The sequence below is a fragment of the Luteolibacter yonseiensis genome (assembly GCF_016595465.1).
GTDB lineage: Bacteria > Verrucomicrobiota > Verrucomicrobiia > Verrucomicrobiales > Akkermansiaceae > Luteolibacter > Luteolibacter yonseiensis.
In genome coordinates this window covers 77,087-92,297 of record NZ_JAENIK010000011.1, presented here as the reverse complement: position 1 = coordinate 92,297, position 15,211 = coordinate 77,087, and the positions used below count along the sequence as shown (strand labels likewise).

Below are 15,211 nucleotides of genomic sequence, written 5' to 3'. Positions count from 1 at the left end.
TCCCAGGCATGTGGCGGCGGTCAGATCGCCCACCAGAAAATCCCCCAAACCGCGGGCACTCCGAGGAGAATGAACCATCCCATCCATTTCATGACCGCCGGCATCACACCACCCTCCAGGCGGAAGCCTTCATGACGCTCGGAGGCCTGTAATTTCGCCATCACCTCGGGAAGCCAGATGAAGGCGAGCGGGAATGAAAAAACCAAAACGGCCCGCATCGCCAATACCGGTCCGCCGATGAAAAAGGCGATGACCGCCCAAAGGACCACCAGCCCCAGCGCGATGCCACGCTCGAGATTCAACCCCATGCTTGAGGCGTATTCCGTATCTTCATCCATTGCCCGCCGCCTGATGGGTTTCCCTTTCCAGAAGAAGCGTCCGGGATTTCCATCGGATGCCGAACATCGACAGCAATGACGAGAGGAAGAGGCACGCGCAACCCATCCCAAGCGTATTCCGCAGCAACCAGGGATCATGGATTACCGGACGCATCAGCGGGTCGAGCCGATCCTTGATGGCATAGAACTCGTCGCCGGAAATGGCTTTATTGTCCCTGAGTTGTTTGAGATTCCCGATCACGGACGTCAGGCTCTCGTAGGTCGTCTGGTTCCGATCCGTCAACGCATGACTGAACGCAAGACACACCAGCGCGACCGTGACCAAGACGATCTGGGAAAATCTGATGCCCATCGCAACTGTCAGCCGGAATCGCAGGGACGGGTGAGGATGAGACATGCCCGATGCTCCTATTTCATCCTCCGCCAGTCAAGACGGCCGGAAGCACGTATTATGGGCAATACCCGCGGGTTACCTCTCCCACACTCTCGCACGCAGGGCCTCTGCGGCGGCGCGGGCTTCGGCTTCTTTCTTACTTTTGCCTTTTCCGGTCGCGAGCACCCGGTCCTGCCAGGAAACCTCGGACTGGAAAACACGCCGGTGGTCGGGACCGCTTTCTCCGATGACCCGGTAAACCGGTGCCTGCGGATGGATCGCCTGCAGGCATTCCTGCAGTTCGCCCTTGGGATTCCGCTCCTCGGGGCTTGTGATCATGTTGCCGATCTCCGACTCGAAAAGCCGCAGGACCAGCTCGCGCGCCGGGTTCGGTCCGGAATCCAGATAAACCGCGCCGATGAGCGATTCGAAGGCATCCGCCAAAGTGGACAGGCGGCGGCGTCCGCCGGTGGCTTCCTCTCCTTTTCCCAACAGCACATAATCGCCGAGGTGGATCGCCATTGCGAAGCGGGCGAGAGCTCTTCTGGAAACCACGCGGGAGCGGAGTTTGGTGAGGCGTCCCTCGGTGAAATCCGGGAACATTTTGAAAAGTTCTTCCGTAACAATAAGTTGCAGCACGGCATCGCCGAGAAACTCCATGCGCTGGTTGTCGAAATGCGGCTTCTGCGATTCGTACGCGAGACTGGGATGGGTCAACGCTTCCGCCAACAACAGCGAATTGCGAAATTTGTAATGAATCCTGCTCTCAAGCGGCTGCATCAGACGTTCTATTAAGGTTCCCCCTCACCCGTCCAAACATCTGACGAAGTTCCGACGGGAAAGATGGGGTGATCGACGGGACTCGAACCCGCGACAACCGGAATCACAATCCGGGGCTCTACCAACTGAGCTACGACCACCATTTCAGGCGGGCGCGAGGAGTAAGCAGTGAACGCGCGTTTGGGAAGGGAAAAATCGCCCTAGTTCCGATTCTGTTACAATTTTTTCCCTCCACCCTATTTCCCGACCTTTTCCTGAATGTAAGAAACGGGTGATTTCTGGTCGCGATAGACCTCTCCGGCAGGCGTGAGCGACCCGTCCTTGCGGCTGAGTTCCCGACAGGCCTCCACCCAGTTGTAGGCGGCGTAGCGTTCCACAAACGGGGTTTCATCCATCATCTTGATCATCGCGGCGATGGCGGCCTTCTGCTGCCGGTCGTTCGGATCCGGGGCGGTGGTCCAGTTCGCGCCGTTGTTCCATTCCGTCACCCAGATCGGCAGCTTCGTGCGGTCATGGATGTCTTTCAAGAAGCGGAACATCTGGTCCGCCGCACCCTTCGCATCTCCCGGATCGCCGACGGCGCGGTAATAGTGCACGGCCACGAAGTCCACCCTCAGGTTGGCGGCCTTCGCCTTGCCCATGAAATCATAGAGCCAGCCAAGACCACCGTCCGACACCGCGGGAGAACCCACACGCAACCCGGAGACAAGGAGCGCGGGCCAGGCCTTGATCGCCTGGTCCACGGTAAGGTTCGACTGGTCCTTGTGGTCCGGCTCATTGAAGCCGAGAAGGTGGACTGAACCGCGCTTTTCCCAGTTCTGATCGAGGTTCGGCCAGCCGAGTTTCTGGGCGATGGGAACGTATTCCACGTCCGGTGACGAATCCGTGCCGATGTTCCAATCGTAGAACCAAGCGGCCTCCAGCTTCTGTCCGATCCCTCCGGCGATACCTTTTTTCCCGGTCCACCGCCACGGATAGATGCGGATGAACCGGATGTTCTTGTCCAGCTCCGCCGGCAGGCTGTCGATGACCAGATCGTGATCCTGCGCGACGTAGTTCCTGCTGACGCCGCTTCCATCCTCCTCCCGGGCGATCGTCGCCGTGTAGCCACGCTTGAGCACGAACGAGCTGATGGATTTCTTCAGCGCTCCGAGCCGGGCGTCATCGTATCGGGTGAAACACTTCAACGGCTTGGACTGGCCTGTGAGATTCGTGCCGTCATAAACCGTCAGGGCTGGGAAATCGGGGGGCTGCGGAATCACCACCGCTCCGGATCCATACCGGACCACGCGGACGTTCGTCTCGGTGGAAGCCTTCGAACCATCGACCCGCATGCGACTCAGGAACCTGGATTTCACCACGGAGGGAACGACGTTTTCAAAGAACAACCATGCGTCCGGCGAGGTGAAATTGAAGGTGCTCCCCACCGCGGGATCTCCCGCTCCGGTGAGGTGGAGCTCCATCGGACCATCGAGAGCGACGGTTTGATTCTCCAGCGTGGTGACGGACCTGGACTTGTAGCCCGTGCGTGCGGTGACCGGCTTGCCGGGTTCCGGAGGTGGCGGTTGCCCGCCGTTCGCCTCCACCGCGCGGAGATACTTCTGGTCCACCGCACCGAAGTTCGCGAAAGGAATTTCAAAGCTCTTTCCGTTCGGGCCGCGCAGCACCACACCTCCGTTTTTCATCGCGACGAACTCCGCCTCCACCGGCGTCGGAATACCTGTGAACGTCCACTCCCGCGCGGGCATCCGCTGGATGCCGGCCGCTGACAGGAATGCGATCACGGCGGGAAGGATGGCGTGGGTTTTCATGAAGCGTGATGGGTCGAAGGGTGAATTGTTCGATCCTGCCGAAACCTTTCATGATCCGACAGCCGGAAAATTGGGGAGGACGCGATTTCCCACATTGGATATCCATGCGGGGCAACGGGACGCCCCCCGGGCAGGGAACCATGGTCTCTGTTCCAATCCCCCTGTTTCCAGACTTGGCAGAAAGCCCGGAACCGCCATGCTCGCGCGCCTCAAACAAAGGCAAACGCCGCTTCCATGTCTCCAGAACAACAACTCGCCCAGCTCACCGCCGGAACCGCCAAGGTCCTTTCCGAAAAAGAACTCTTGGAAAAACTCCGTCTCGGCCGTCCGCTCCGCATCAAGCTCGGGGTGGATCCCACCGCGCCGGACATCCACCTCGGCCACACCGTCGCCCTGGAAAAGCTGCGGCAGTTCCAGCTCCTCGGCCATCAGGCGGTGCTTCTCATCGGCGATTTCACCGCCACCATCGGCGACCCTTCCGGCCGCTCCGCCACCCGTCCGCCGCTCACGCGCGACGACGTGCTGGTGAACGCCGCCACCTACACCGACCAGGCGTTCAAGATCCTCGACCGCGAAAAAACCGAGATCGTTTACAACGGCGACTGGTTCCGGAAAATGAACTACGAGGAAATCCTCAAACTCAATTCCCGCGTCACGCTCCAGCAGATGCTCCAGCGCGAGGACTTCCGCACCCGCATCGAGGCCGGCCAGGAGGTCCGCCTCCACGAACTGCAATACCCCATCATGCAGGGCTGGGACTCGGTGGAAATCCGCGCGGATGTCGAGATCGGCGGCACGGATCAGCTTTTCAACATCCTCGTCGGCCGCGATCTCCAGAAGGAGGAAGGCCAGCCGCAGCAGGTCGTCATGGTCATGCCGCTGCTGGAGGGACTGGATGGCGTCCGCAAGATGTCCAAGTCCTACGGCAACTACGTCGGTGTCAGCGACGCCCCGCAGGAAATGTTCGGCAAGCTCATGAGCGTTTCGGACGAACTCATGGACCGCTACTACCTGCTCCTGCTCGGCGAGGCCCGCGACCCAGCCGGCCACCCGATGGATGCGAAGAAGTCTCTCGCCGAGAAAATCACCAGCCGCTACCACGGCCTCGAAGCTGGCACCTCCGCCCGCGCGGACTGGGACACCCGCTTCTCGAAAAAAGACCTCGCCGCCGCGGAACTTCCCGAGATTTCCCTGGCCGATCTCCCGGCGGACCTCACCGTGCTCAGCCTCAGCGCGCATACCTTCAAGGCCGCCTTCGATCTGGAGAAATCCAACGGCGAGTTGAAAAAGCAATTCATCACCAGCGGCTCCGTCCAGCTCAACGGCGACAAGCTCACCGACCCGAACGCCCCGGTCTCACCCGCGGCGGGCGATGTGCTCAAGCTGTCGAAGAAGCACGCGGTGAGGTTTGTTTGAGCTAATGACTTGCCCTGAAATCAAAATTAAGGCATCCATAGGACATGAGAATTGAAGGAATAAATAGCTTAACCTTATTTCCTTTTGCAAATAGTGAGGTTAACTTTCCCCAATCCCCTGATAGGGGTAATCAAGGGGAAATGCATCTGTTCACTGGGCCGAATGGAACAGGCAAGAGCCGACTCTTGTCGATTCTAGCCGCATCTACAACCAGGGATGATCTTATACGATCTGAAAGATTTCCAGAAGGTTTGACACTCACCAACTGGAATCAGATTACGGAAGATAGTTGGGATACGAGCGTTCGAGATGCATTTAGTGGCGAATATGTTTGTCAGGTGCGAAGGACCCATCCCGATAAGGCGATGTTAGCATTCTCATTTTCAAGTATTCCCTTAATCGAGAGTTCACAACTTGAGGTATTGAAAAATGTTCCGCTGCCGAGTGCACATGAACGTCTTTCCTTTAATTCGTGGATATCGAGGGATATCAATCAGCGGATTGCCAATCTAAAAGTGCAAGCCGCAATGGAGCTAATGAATGGTGATCCTGAAAAACCGGGGCGAACCCTTACTGTAGCCCAGCGTATCGAATCTGCTATTAGTGAAATTACCGAACGCCGCTTCTCAGTAATAGCCCAGGCACACCCAGAACCCAGGCTCATGTTCCAATGGGGAGATCGGTTGCTGCCCATCAAAGGAATGCCGGCGGGGCTAAATAGCATACTTTCTTGGATGTTCACGGCAGCCACGGTCATGGATATTAAATTTCAAGAGAGTAAGGATCCCTTGGCTGAAGAAGCTTTTTTCTTCCTAGATGAGCCGGAATCTTATCTCCATCCCGAGTGGCAGCGAAGAGTGTTGCCTATTGCTCAAAAGCTATTTCCGAATAGCCAGTTTTTTGTAGCAACTCACTCGCCTTTTGTTGTTAGTTCTGTAAATGAAGGGTTTATTTACAGGCTAACTACTAACGAAGATGATGAAGTCTCGATTTCAAAAGCCATTCCCGCATCGAAAGGAGATAGTTATGTGACCGCAGTTTCCGAAATTCTTGGCCTTTCAGAATGGTTCGACCCAGAAAGCGAAAAACTGCTGATCGAATTCCGAGCATGTAGGGATGCCGCTCTGAAAGGAAATACCGAAGCGGAGTCAAAGGTACGCGCTCTCGCCGCGACCATTTCCAGCCGCAGTGAAGAGTTATCGAACATCATTGGCATGGAGCTGCGGCAGCTTGACCGCCAACTTGAAAAGTTGACCGCCGCAAAACCATGAGGAAGCAAGTGCGGCAGGAGGAACCCCCTGTCTTGAAAAATGGTGCCGTCACATGGGCGGCAAGCTGGAGCGCAAGTCGTTCGGAAGGAAAGCCGTGGCGTTGGCCGGTTAAGGACGGCATCCCTGTCAACCAATGGATTCTGGAGCCTCTACGTATCCAAACGGCCAGCCACTGCAGTTTCTGTGATGGATTTCCAGTTGCCGCTGTGTCCATTGAAACAATCGAGCACTTTCATCCCAAAAGTACCTTCCCGGAAAAAGCCTTCGAATGGGGAAATCTTTTCTACTGCTGCACGCGTTGCCAAGGGGCGAAGAAGGAGCGTTTTGATCCGGGTATTCTCAAACCTGACGAGGGCGAATATGATTTCGCCCGATATTTTATTTTCGACTACACGACTGGAGAAATCAGCCCGAATCCAATTTCAACAACCGAGGAGCAGCAGAGAGCCTTTATCACTATCGAACATTATAAGCTAAATGATGGGATTCTCCCGCAAGAGCGCAGGAGGTGGCTTCAAATACGCCGGAAAATCCCGGAAGGAGAGCTTGATGACTTCGCTTACCGGGATTTCCTCAGTTGATTTCAGGTTGACTCACTCCCCCGCCTTCTTCTCCGACATCATCTTCTCCGCCATCTTCAGGCCCATCAATTGCATCTCCTTCATCTGCTTCTGGTAATCCTGGAAGGCGGCGTTCTGTTCTTCGCTGAGGATCTTGCCGGTCTCCTTGCGGAGCGCGTCCTGCTGGGCTTCCCAGCTCTTCTCGTAGGTTTCCACGATGTTGCCCTTCGCCAGTTCCTCCATGCCCTGCGGACCTGAGAGGTCCGGCCCTTTCGCTCCGGTCCTGGCGCGATACATGGCCTCAACCAGCTTGGTTTCCGTTTCGGAGTCCAGCGGCACGCCCTTGGTGTTCATCACGCTGCGGAGACCGTCGAGCTGCTGGCGTTCGGGCAGGTGGTTCTTGTAGTCGGTGAAGGCTTTGTAATCTTCCTCGCTGTTGAGGAATTTTTTGATTTCCGCCTGATTTTCGTCTCCGCGTTTTTTCAATTCCTCGACGAGCGCTTTTTTCTCTTCCGCGGTGCCGCTCATCATCTTCATGCCGAGTTCCTGCTGGTCGGCAACTTCCTTCCCCAACAGGTTCTTCAGATAGGCTTCCTCATCCTTGTTGAGGTTCAGGCCGTTGATGAAATCCTCATACAGCATCGCCACCGCCATCTTCGCGCTCTGGCTCATCATGGATTTCCCCGCCGGATTGTCCCACATCTTGCGCGCGGTTTTGGCGAAGGACTCGTCCTCGCCTTCGGTTGCCTTCTTCTCGGGGGAAGATTCCGGACGAACTTTTTTCGTCGGGGAGGCACTCTCCGCGGTTGTTTCAGCGGAGTTAGGCGAAGTGACGGCGGAGGCGGTCGATTGAGCCACCGGCTTTTCAGCAGGTCCGGCCGACGGACTACGGAGCCCGGCGATGCGCAGCTCTTCGACGCCGACAGTGATCAAAACCGAGACAGCCACCAAGCCGATCGCATGGGAGTTTTTCATATGGAACGCATAAGAAGAAATCGGTGCGGCCAGTGCCACTATTTTATTCCAGCCATTTTCCACTCGGGTGGGGGGAAATGAAACCAGTCGTCTCTCTGGCATTTTGTTATTGAGATTCGATCTCATCTAACATGTTCATAAATTAATGAATTTTAGTCACTTGCGACAAATGTTTCTTGCGCTTGTTGAGAATAGGAGGTATCCATGGGTCGAATTTAACCCCAATCACCATGAACAACACTCAAACCATCACCCGCGCTTGCGAAGCTTGCGCTTACTGGAACTCTCTCGGTGACGATACAGGCGAATGCCGTCGTCACGCTCCTCAAACCATCGCTTTCGAGGTGGACGAAGAAGTGAAATTCGAATCCATGTTCCCGATGACCGCCAACGACGATTGGTGCGGTGACTTCTTCCAAAAAACCGAGTGATCCTCACTTTGAAAAAACTCCGGTGCCGTCAGGTGCCGGAGTTTTTTTTGTTTCGGCCCATCATACCAATTTGTCAGGGAGGAGCAAACGGACGCATATTGATAATCATTCGGTTGGGTTCGGATTCTTAGATTTTTATTGCGAATGAGTCTCACTTGGGCTTCTTTCCCGCCCGTGCAGCATTCTTACGAAGAGATCGACCACATCCTCCGCCCCCTTGCTCCCGTGCTGGCCCGCGAGGCGGATGCGATCCTCGATCTCCGCGAACTGCTGATGAACCAAGGGCACCCCGGCAAATGTGTCCGTTGTTTTTTCCGCCTCTTTGAAGCCGCCGGGGGGAAAATGCAGTCCCAGCTCGCCCCGCTCCAGGCGTGGCTTGAAAAACACGTCGAAATCTCTGTCCGCAGCGAGGGAGACGAACTGGAGACGCTGCCATTCGCTCTGGGGAAAGACGACGATCTCGAGAGCTTCTGCCTGCGCTCCATCCAACAGATCCGGATGGACCGCGGTTACCAATCCAACCGCCTCCAGCTCGCGTTCCGCTATAAGGCGATCGCCGCTTGAGGTGAGGGAAAGCACCCGCTGGATCTCCTCATCCGGGCGGGTAAGAATCCACTTGATGCGGTGGTGGCAGCCGACAGAATCGGACCATCCTGATACCTTCCGGCATTCCGGCAAGGCGTCGTTCCGATTCCTTTCTGGCAACCCATCAAATCATGTCAACCGCCACGCACCCTCCCGTCAATTTCCCGCACCGCGTGTCCAGCCCCTCCGGCATGAGCGCCGAGTTGAACGCGAATGGTACCGTCCGACGCATGGACTGCGGGGACATCATGTTGAATGTCTTCCTCGGCAACGAGTCCGAGGGCGCGGCATCCAACATCTTCCTGCGTCGTTCGGGGGATTCTTCCGGCTTCATTCCCTTGACCGGTCCCGGCAGTCCCGCGGCTTATGAGATGGATGAACGGGGATTCGTCGCCGGTGGCGTATGGGGAGATCTGGCATTCCGGGTGAGGCTGCTGCTGGCGGAATCCGCCAAGGCATGGTTCTGGCACGTGGAGGTGGAGAACACGGGGGAAAACGAGATTTCGTATGACCTCATCCACACGCAGGACATCGCCATCGCGAACTATGGCGCGGTCCGGCTGAACGAGTTCTACGTCAGCCAGTATGTGGATCACGCCCCGCTGGAACACCCGCGGGCCGGTATTGCCGTCGCCTCCCGCCAAAACCAGGCGATGGGAGGCCGCTGCCCGTGGACCGTCATCGGTTCGCTGGGAAAAGCCGTTTCCTATTCCACCGACGCACTCCAGTTCCATGGCCTTGCCGCCCGCCAGGGCGCGGTCGCGGATGCGCTCGCGAATGGATTACCCGGCGAACGCCTGCAGCACGAGCATTCGCTGGTAGCCATCCAGGACGAGGAGGTCACCCTGAAACCGGGCGAAAAATCACAGCGCGGTTTCTTCGGCTGGTTCGAAGTGGACAAGACCACCGCCACCTCCGGTGACGACACACGCCGGATCGATGCCGCTCTGGCCCTGCCCGAATCCACCTGCCCTGCCTGGCCCGCGGAAATCCCGGCGGCACCTCCCGCGCCGGGCCTTTTCGCATCGGCTCCATTGTTGGAGACCACACCGCTCGGCGATGACGAACTGGACCACTTTTTCGGCACCGGGCGGCGCCATGCGGAGCTCCGGAACGGCTCGCTCGCATCGTTCTTCAGCGATCGTGCCAGCCACGTGGTCCTGAAGGAAAAGGAACTCGCCGTGCTCCGGCCGCATGGCCATATCCTGCGTTCGGGCGGCTCCCTGACACCTGACGAATCCGCGCTCACCTCCACCGCTTGGATGAACGGGGTGTTCCACTCCATGGTCACGCAAGGCCACGTCAGCATCAACCGGTTCCTCTCCACCTGCCACAGCTACCTCGGGCTGTTCCGCAGCCATGGGCAGCGTGTTTTCGTCGAACTCGGAGGCGATTGGAAACTGCTGGGCGTGCCGTCCGCATTTGAAATGACAACGGATGCCTGCCGCTGGATTTACAAACACGCGGAAGGAGTGATCGAAGTGGTTTCCACCGCGCCGGATGACCGCCATGAGCTCCGCCTGTCCCTGACGATCTCAAAAGGAGGTCCTGCCAGGTTCCTGATTTCCCATCACGTCGCCCTGAATGGTGATGACGGCAGCGCGTCCGTTCCCGCCGGATTCGAAGTCCAAGGAAACACCGCGATCCTCCGCGCCATTCCGGATAGCGATGTGGGACGCCGTTTCCCCGACGGACGGTTCTTGATCGAAGCCAGCGGCGGCACCGTGGTGGAAAAAACCGGTGGCGACGAACTGCTCTTCCCGGATGCCGTCAGCCATGACCAACCGTTCCTCTGCCTCATCACTGCGGAGAGCACCACCGCAAGCCTTGTCATGCGTGGCCGTCTCGTGGATGACACGGTGGAGCAAGCGGAAGATTTTTGGAAAACCATCGGCTCCGGCCTGCGGATCCATGCCCCTTCCGCAAGCCCGCTCGCTCCGGCGGCGGAACGCGCCGCGGATATCTTTCCATGGTTCATCCACAACGCGCTCGTCCACTACCTTTCCCCACGCGGACTCGAACAATACTCCGGCGGAGGCTGGGGCACCCGTGACGTCTGCCAGGGTCCGGTGGAACTGCTTCTCGCGCTGGGCCGCTTCGCACCGATCCGCGACCTGTTGCTGCGGGTCTTCCGCCAGCAGAACACCGATGGGGACTGGCCGCAGTGGTTCATGTTCTTCGACCGCGAGCGCAACATCCGGCCCGGGGACTCCCATGGCGACATCGTTTACTGGCCGCTTGTCGCACTCGCGCAATATCTGACCGCCACGGAAGATGCGGGCCTGCTGGACGAAACCGTGCCATTTTTCAATCCGGAGGCGAACGCCGGGGAAACTTCCAGCATCCAGCGGCATGTGGACCGGGCTCTGGAGCTCATCCGCTCCCGGGTGATCGAAGGTACGCGCCTCGCCGCCTACGGCCACGGGGACTGGAACGACTCGCTCCAGCCCGCCAAACCGGACATGCGCGAACGGCTGTGCAGTTCGTGGACGGTTACGCTGAACTACCAGACATTCATCGCCCTCGCCAGCGCCTACCGGCAGATCGGCAAAACGGATTTTGCGGATCACTTGGAAAATCAGGCCGCAACCATTCTGGCGGAATTCCAGAAGACTCTCGTGGTGGACGAGGTGCTCACCGGCCTCGCCTATTTCCATCAGGATGGAAAAACCGATTACCTGCTCCACCCCCGAGACGCCACCACAGGCTTGTCATACAGCCTGCTGCCGATGATCCACGCCATCATCAACGACATGTTCAGCCCGGCTCAGGCGGAGTTCCATCTCGCACTCATCCGCGAACATTTGTCGGGTCCGGACGGTGCCCGGCTTTTCGACCGCCCCATGGCCTACCACGGCGGGCTGCAAACCAATTTCCAACGTGCGGAAAGCGCCAGTTTCTTCGGACGGGAGATCGGCATCATGTATACCCACGCCCATCTCCGCTACTGCGAGGCGCTCGCCCGCTACGGAGATGCGGAGGCATTTTTCCAAGCGCTGGGCCGGATCAACCCCATCGCCATCGACGAATTGGTCACCACCGCCACACCGAGGCAGTCGAACTGTTACTATTCCAGCTCCGACGCCGCCTTCAAGGACCGCTACCAGGCCTACGATGAATATGACCGCGTGAAAAACGGCGGGGTCGCGCTGGAGGGCGGCTGGCGTGTGTACTCGAGTGGAGCAGGGATCGGCGTGCGTCTCATCATGCAGTGTCTGCTCGGCATCCGCGTGGAAAAACATTCGCTGGTGATCGACCCGGTGATCCCCGCCGGGCTGGACGGACTGCGGGTGGAACTGGTTCTCGCGGAGCAACCCATTTCGTTGGTCTACCGGATCAACTCCAGCGGTCATGGGCCGACCGCGGTCGCGATCAACGGACGTGAGCTCGATTTCACGCGGGAATCCAACCCCTACCGGACAGGTGGAGCACGGATCTCGATGGACTCGTTGAAACAATCCCTCGGAGGAAACAACGACGTCCTGACGATTTCCCTAGACTGATCCCTCGCGAGGCTCCAGCCGCACCTCCGCTGCGAACGGCAGGGAATCCACCACGATGGATTCACCTGTGAGTTCATCCGGGGAATGGTTTCCACGGCGGCAGGAAACGGAGGTGATGCGCATTCCTGCCGGCAACGGCGGCACCACCGTGAGGCCTCCGGGCGGCAGGTCGATGGAACGGCCGATCTCCACGAGAATGGAGTTCCGGTCCTTGGCCCGGATCCGGAAATCCAGCAGTCCGTAACGGGTGGGCAGATCTTCGACCGAGAACCCGTCCCCATCGGCGATCCACGCCCACCGCATCCCGGCGGCCAGGACGAGGGAATCGGTGGCCTCGCGTTCTTCCGCGATCATGGATGCCACCGCCAACAGGTATTCCGCGGCGATCCAGGTATGCGGCACGTCTCCCAAATGACCCGGAGAACGCGGGTCCCGCCAGGTGATCTCCGGCCATTGGTTCCACTCGCACGGACGGCGGTCCGAGAGGAAAAAGTCCAGCAGCTCGTTCGCCGTGTCACGTTTCCCGAGCCGGACGAAGGCTCCGATGATGCGGATCTCGTATGCCGTATAATTCGTCCACTGCATTTCCCCCCGGTGCTTGCGGTGGAAGCCGTCCAGGTAAGTGTCCAGCATCCCCTGCAGCGGTCCTTCCGGCAGCAGGCCGGCGAAGTCCAACATGGAAATTGCGTTGGAGGTGGCTGTCGGATCGAAGTCCGCCCACTCGACCGAACCCGGAATGTAGTTGAGACCCTTGTCCGTGATGACCTTGTTGATCGAGGTCAGGAGATCGTCCTGGAAGCGGGCGGCCTCGGATTTCCACCGCCGGGAGTCGTCCGAAAAACCCAGCATTTCCGCGAGTTCCGCCGCGGCTTCGAGCCCCCGGATGCCCCAGAAATCATCCCAGTAGGAATGTACGTGATGGGCGAGATAGCCTTCGTGGCTCGCGGATTCCGGCAGCAGGCCGAAGCAGGCGGCATGTTCCCCGGAACGGTATTCTCCGGTGAGCCGCCCGGCCCGCAGCACGATGAGAAAGTCCGCCGCCTTGCGGACATGGGGCATCATTTCCAACAGAAATTTCCTATCGCATCCTTCCCGGAAAACCTCGCGCACGCCCCACAGGAACTGCCCATGGCTGTCGTGCTCCACCAGCCAGTCAACCCCATCCCGGTCCACGACACAGGGAATGAATCCGTCCTCGCGTTGAAAGGGGGCGTACCAGGTCAGGAATTCGCGCAGGGCGAACGGCAGTCCGATCTTGGCGAGGGCCGCTCCCATGATGACGCAATCCCTGACCCATGAACGGGTGTAGCGCCGGGGTCCCGGCTGGATGGCGGCTCCATCGCGATTGATGAGGATATGGCCCGCCGCGGTACGCATGGCATGGATGGCCGGTTCGGCGGAAGCGGGGACCTGCCATTTCACCCTGCCAAGGGTTTTCTCCCAACGAGCTTGTGCCCGGGAACGAGCGGCGGCGGTGGCGGTCTTCGCGTTGTGGAAATAGGGAGATGAAACGGTGACTTCCAGTATGGACCCACCGCCAGGCAGGTTCCAAACCATCGCCGCCGAAGCGAGGCCGGACGTGTCATCGACTTTCTGGGCCGCAGGCACGCCCTGGTGGTTGAGGATAGGGAAAATCCCGTTCTCATCGAAAGTCGCGGCACCAGCGGCATCCATCCGCGGGGTGGTGAGGATTTCCCTTCCTTCCACTTTCAGGCCGCGTCTGCCGCAGGTGATGTGATGGATGGGGCTGCGGCCGCCGAGATTGCGGAAGGCCTGCCAAGGCGGGTTCACCTGGAAAGGCCGCACGGCGACGACCAACCGCGTGTCACCGGTCGGCTGGTGGCACGTCAGCCGATAGGTGACGTGGAGGGTGAGCTTGTCATCGCCGCCATCGACCCATGGCAGGATCTCCAGCGAAAACGCGGCGGATTTCCAAGTGACGGCGGGCATCGGCGCGCCGCCTTTCGGCAGGGAGACCGAAGTTTCCACATCCGCCCAGGTGAAATGCTTTCCACCGGTCAGGATGAACGGCTCGAGTGAGAATCCGGCTTCGTCCACCTCCACCATGCCCTCTTCGTTGATGAGCGCGCGGCGTTTTCCCTCCGGGCTGCCGACAGGAGTCCAGTAGGATTGCTCGCGCAGCCAGTAGCGCGGGAACCAGCCGCGCGGGTAATCGGCGGCGACGGCGTGGATGAACTCATTCGGAGTGCTGGAAAAAGCGTCCGGCCGCAGGACGACGGAACACAGCGCGGCGCATCCACAGTCGGCGAAGGTGATCCGAAGGTGCCGTGCCTCCAAACCGGGTGTGGAAATGTGGCTCATTTTTCCGAGCACGGACGAAGACCGGTGGATCCCGGTCCACACGTTTCCATCGCCCGATACCTCCACGGTGAATTTCCTGCGTGGCAGGGCATCCGGCCAGGTGATGACCATCCCGCCGAAGCGCAGCGGCCTGCCGAAATCGACCTCCCACCGGGGCGACGCGTCACCCGGAGCCGCCTGCCAGCCTGTGAGAGATGCATCCGCGAACACGGCCTCGGGCGGAAATCCCTGCTTGTGGCTGGTCGCCGTAATCGAACGTGGCGACCGCAGTGTCTGGTCTTCGAACACCGGAGAGGCCAGCTCCAGCACTCCTTTTCCACCCGATCCCGCCACGATGGCAAACTCGACCGCCCCGACTTCCGACGGCCCGCCACCGCCGGCCGGTCCCCAGGCGAACGGCAGGTCCCGTTCGTGCATGCGCACGTTCGTCCAGTTTGCCGGCAATTCCACGTTCTCGCGCTGACGCCGCCAGACGTTCGTGTTTCCCGGGTCCGAAACCTTGAATTCAAAATGGTTCTCAGGTCCCTCACCCCGTACGAGGAAACCGATTTCAAACGTGCCCGGCAGGCAAAACCGGACCTCCCGTCTCAATACGACGAAACCACCGCCGCCATGGAAATCATACTCCAAACGCAGGCCGCAACCGCCATCCGCCCCTTCACATCGTGAGAGCCTGCCTTCCGACTGGCCGGACGCGAACACCTGCCAGTGGGCCGGATCTTCAAACAGTGAGAAAAACGGATGGTGCGACATCGGTTGGGTTTTTAAGATAAAAAGAGGGTATTGCTAAACAATTCTGTCTAACAGTTGCCAAACCGGCGACCAAGGACCAAGTTCAACATGCGC

Annotated in this window: 12 protein-coding genes and 1 tRNA gene; 6 read left to right on the top strand and 7 right to left on the bottom strand. The window is 59.0% G+C overall.

Features of this window, described 5'->3' with window-relative positions; translation table 11 throughout:
• Positions 1 to 20 precede the first annotated feature (20 nt).
• The 5 genes from JIN84_RS10085 to JIN84_RS10065 all read right to left on the bottom strand — a co-directional run bounded on the left by JIN84_RS10085 (position 21) and on the right by JIN84_RS10065 (position 3,302).
• Positions 21 to 338 carry a hypothetical protein gene (locus JIN84_RS10085; protein ID WP_200350928.1) on the bottom strand — a complete coding sequence of 106 codons (318 nt, stop codon included), beginning with the start codon at positions 336 to 338 and terminating at the stop codon, positions 21 to 23.
• Positions 331 to 735 (bottom strand): hypothetical protein, encoded by a 405-nt coding sequence (locus tag JIN84_RS10080; protein WP_200350927.1) that lies wholly within the window; start codon positions 733 to 735, stop codon positions 331 to 333. Before JIN84_RS10080 ends, JIN84_RS10085 begins: the two co-directional genes overlap by 8 nt.
• A gap of 72 nt (positions 736 to 807) precedes the next feature.
• Positions 808 to 1,491 (bottom strand): ribonuclease III, encoded by a 684-nt coding sequence (gene rnc / locus JIN84_RS10075; protein ID WP_200350926.1) that lies wholly within the window; start codon positions 1,489 to 1,491, stop codon positions 808 to 810.
• 64 nt (positions 1,492 to 1,555) lie between these two features.
• Positions 1,556 to 1,631: transfer RNA gene (locus JIN84_RS10070), tRNA-His, on the bottom strand.
• A gap of 96 nt (positions 1,632 to 1,727) precedes the next feature.
• Positions 1,728 to 3,302, bottom strand: a complete 1,575-nt coding sequence (locus JIN84_RS10065) for a glycosyl hydrolase (protein ID WP_200350925.1) — start codon at positions 3,300 to 3,302, stop codon at positions 1,728 to 1,730.
• A 234-nt stretch (positions 3,303 to 3,536) separates the two neighbouring features.
• Between JIN84_RS10065 and tyrS the strand changes: the two genes are divergently transcribed.
• From tyrS to JIN84_RS10050, 3 genes are read left to right on the top strand one after another with little or no spacing between them, the layout of a single operon-like run.
• Positions 3,537 to 4,718, top strand: a complete 1,182-nt coding sequence (gene tyrS / locus JIN84_RS10060; protein WP_200350924.1) for a tyrosine--tRNA ligase — start codon at positions 3,537 to 3,539, stop codon at positions 4,716 to 4,718.
• 44 nt (positions 4,719 to 4,762) lie between these two features.
• Positions 4,763 to 5,989 carry an AAA family ATPase gene (locus JIN84_RS10055; protein WP_200350923.1) on the top strand — a complete coding sequence of 409 codons (1,227 nt, stop codon included), beginning with the start codon at positions 4,763 to 4,765 and terminating at the stop codon, positions 5,987 to 5,989.
• Positions 5,986 to 6,570, top strand: a complete 585-nt coding sequence (locus tag JIN84_RS10050) for an HNH endonuclease family protein (RefSeq protein WP_200350922.1) — start codon at positions 5,986 to 5,988, stop codon at positions 6,568 to 6,570. Before JIN84_RS10055 ends, JIN84_RS10050 begins: the two co-directional genes overlap by 4 nt.
• 12 nt (positions 6,571 to 6,582) lie before the next feature.
• Here the strand turns inward: JIN84_RS10050 and JIN84_RS10045 are convergent, their stop codons facing one another.
• Positions 6,583 to 7,524 (bottom strand): hypothetical protein, encoded by a 942-nt coding sequence (locus tag JIN84_RS10045; RefSeq protein ID WP_200350921.1) that lies wholly within the window; start codon positions 7,522 to 7,524, stop codon positions 6,583 to 6,585.
• A gap of 230 nt (positions 7,525 to 7,754) precedes the next feature.
• Between JIN84_RS10045 and JIN84_RS10040 the strand changes: the two genes are divergently transcribed.
• The 3 genes from JIN84_RS10040 to JIN84_RS10030 all read left to right on the top strand — a co-directional run bounded on the left by JIN84_RS10040 (position 7,755) and on the right by JIN84_RS10030 (position 12,043).
• Positions 7,755 to 7,955, top strand: coding sequence for a hypothetical protein (locus JIN84_RS10040; RefSeq protein WP_200350920.1), 201 nt, complete (start codon positions 7,755 to 7,757; stop codon positions 7,953 to 7,955).
• 174 nt (positions 7,956 to 8,129) lie between these two features.
• Positions 8,130 to 8,519, top strand: coding sequence for a hypothetical protein (locus JIN84_RS10035; protein WP_200350919.1), 390 nt, complete (start codon positions 8,130 to 8,132; stop codon positions 8,517 to 8,519).
• A gap of 152 nt (positions 8,520 to 8,671) precedes the next feature.
• Positions 8,672 to 12,043: a GH36-type glycosyl hydrolase domain-containing protein gene (locus JIN84_RS10030; RefSeq protein ID WP_200350918.1), complete on the top strand. Its 3,372-nt coding sequence runs from the start codon at positions 8,672 to 8,674 to the stop codon at positions 12,041 to 12,043.
• Here the strand turns inward: JIN84_RS10030 and JIN84_RS10025 are convergent.
• Positions 12,035 to 15,118, bottom strand: a complete 3,084-nt coding sequence (locus JIN84_RS10025; protein WP_200350917.1) for a discoidin domain-containing protein — start codon at positions 15,116 to 15,118, stop codon at positions 12,035 to 12,037. The genes JIN84_RS10030 and JIN84_RS10025 overlap by 9 nt on opposite strands.
• Positions 15,119 to 15,211: the final 93 nt, after the last annotated feature.

Coding starts and splice junctions, on each gene's coding strand:
- JIN84_RS10040 (WP_200350920.1), top strand. CDS start 7,755: ATGAACAACACTCAAACCATCACCCGCGCTTGCGAAGCTTGCGCTTAC.
- tyrS (WP_200350924.1), top strand. CDS start 3,537: ATGTCTCCAGAACAACAACTCGCCCAGCTCACCGCCGGAACCGCCAAG.
- JIN84_RS10025 (WP_200350917.1), bottom strand. CDS start 15,118: ATGTCGCACCATCCGTTTTTCTCACTGTTTGAAGATCCGGCCCACTGG.
- JIN84_RS10085 (WP_200350928.1), bottom strand. CDS start 338: ATGGATGAAGATACGGAATACGCCTCAAGCATGGGGTTGAATCTCGAG.
- JIN84_RS10080 (WP_200350927.1), bottom strand. CDS start 735: ATGTCTCATCCTCACCCGTCCCTGCGATTCCGGCTGACAGTTGCGATG.
- JIN84_RS10045 (WP_200350921.1), bottom strand. CDS start 7,524: ATGAAAAACTCCCATGCGATCGGCTTGGTGGCTGTCTCGGTTTTGATC.
- JIN84_RS10050 (WP_200350922.1), top strand. CDS start 5,986: ATGAGGAAGCAAGTGCGGCAGGAGGAACCCCCTGTCTTGAAAAATGGT.
- JIN84_RS10030 (WP_200350918.1), top strand. CDS start 8,672: ATGTCAACCGCCACGCACCCTCCCGTCAATTTCCCGCACCGCGTGTCC.
- rnc (WP_200350926.1), bottom strand. CDS start 1,491: ATGCAGCCGCTTGAGAGCAGGATTCATTACAAATTTCGCAATTCGCTG.
- JIN84_RS10055 (WP_200350923.1), top strand. CDS start 4,763: ATGAGAATTGAAGGAATAAATAGCTTAACCTTATTTCCTTTTGCAAAT.
- JIN84_RS10065 (WP_200350925.1), bottom strand. CDS start 3,302: ATGAAAACCCACGCCATCCTTCCCGCCGTGATCGCATTCCTGTCAGCG.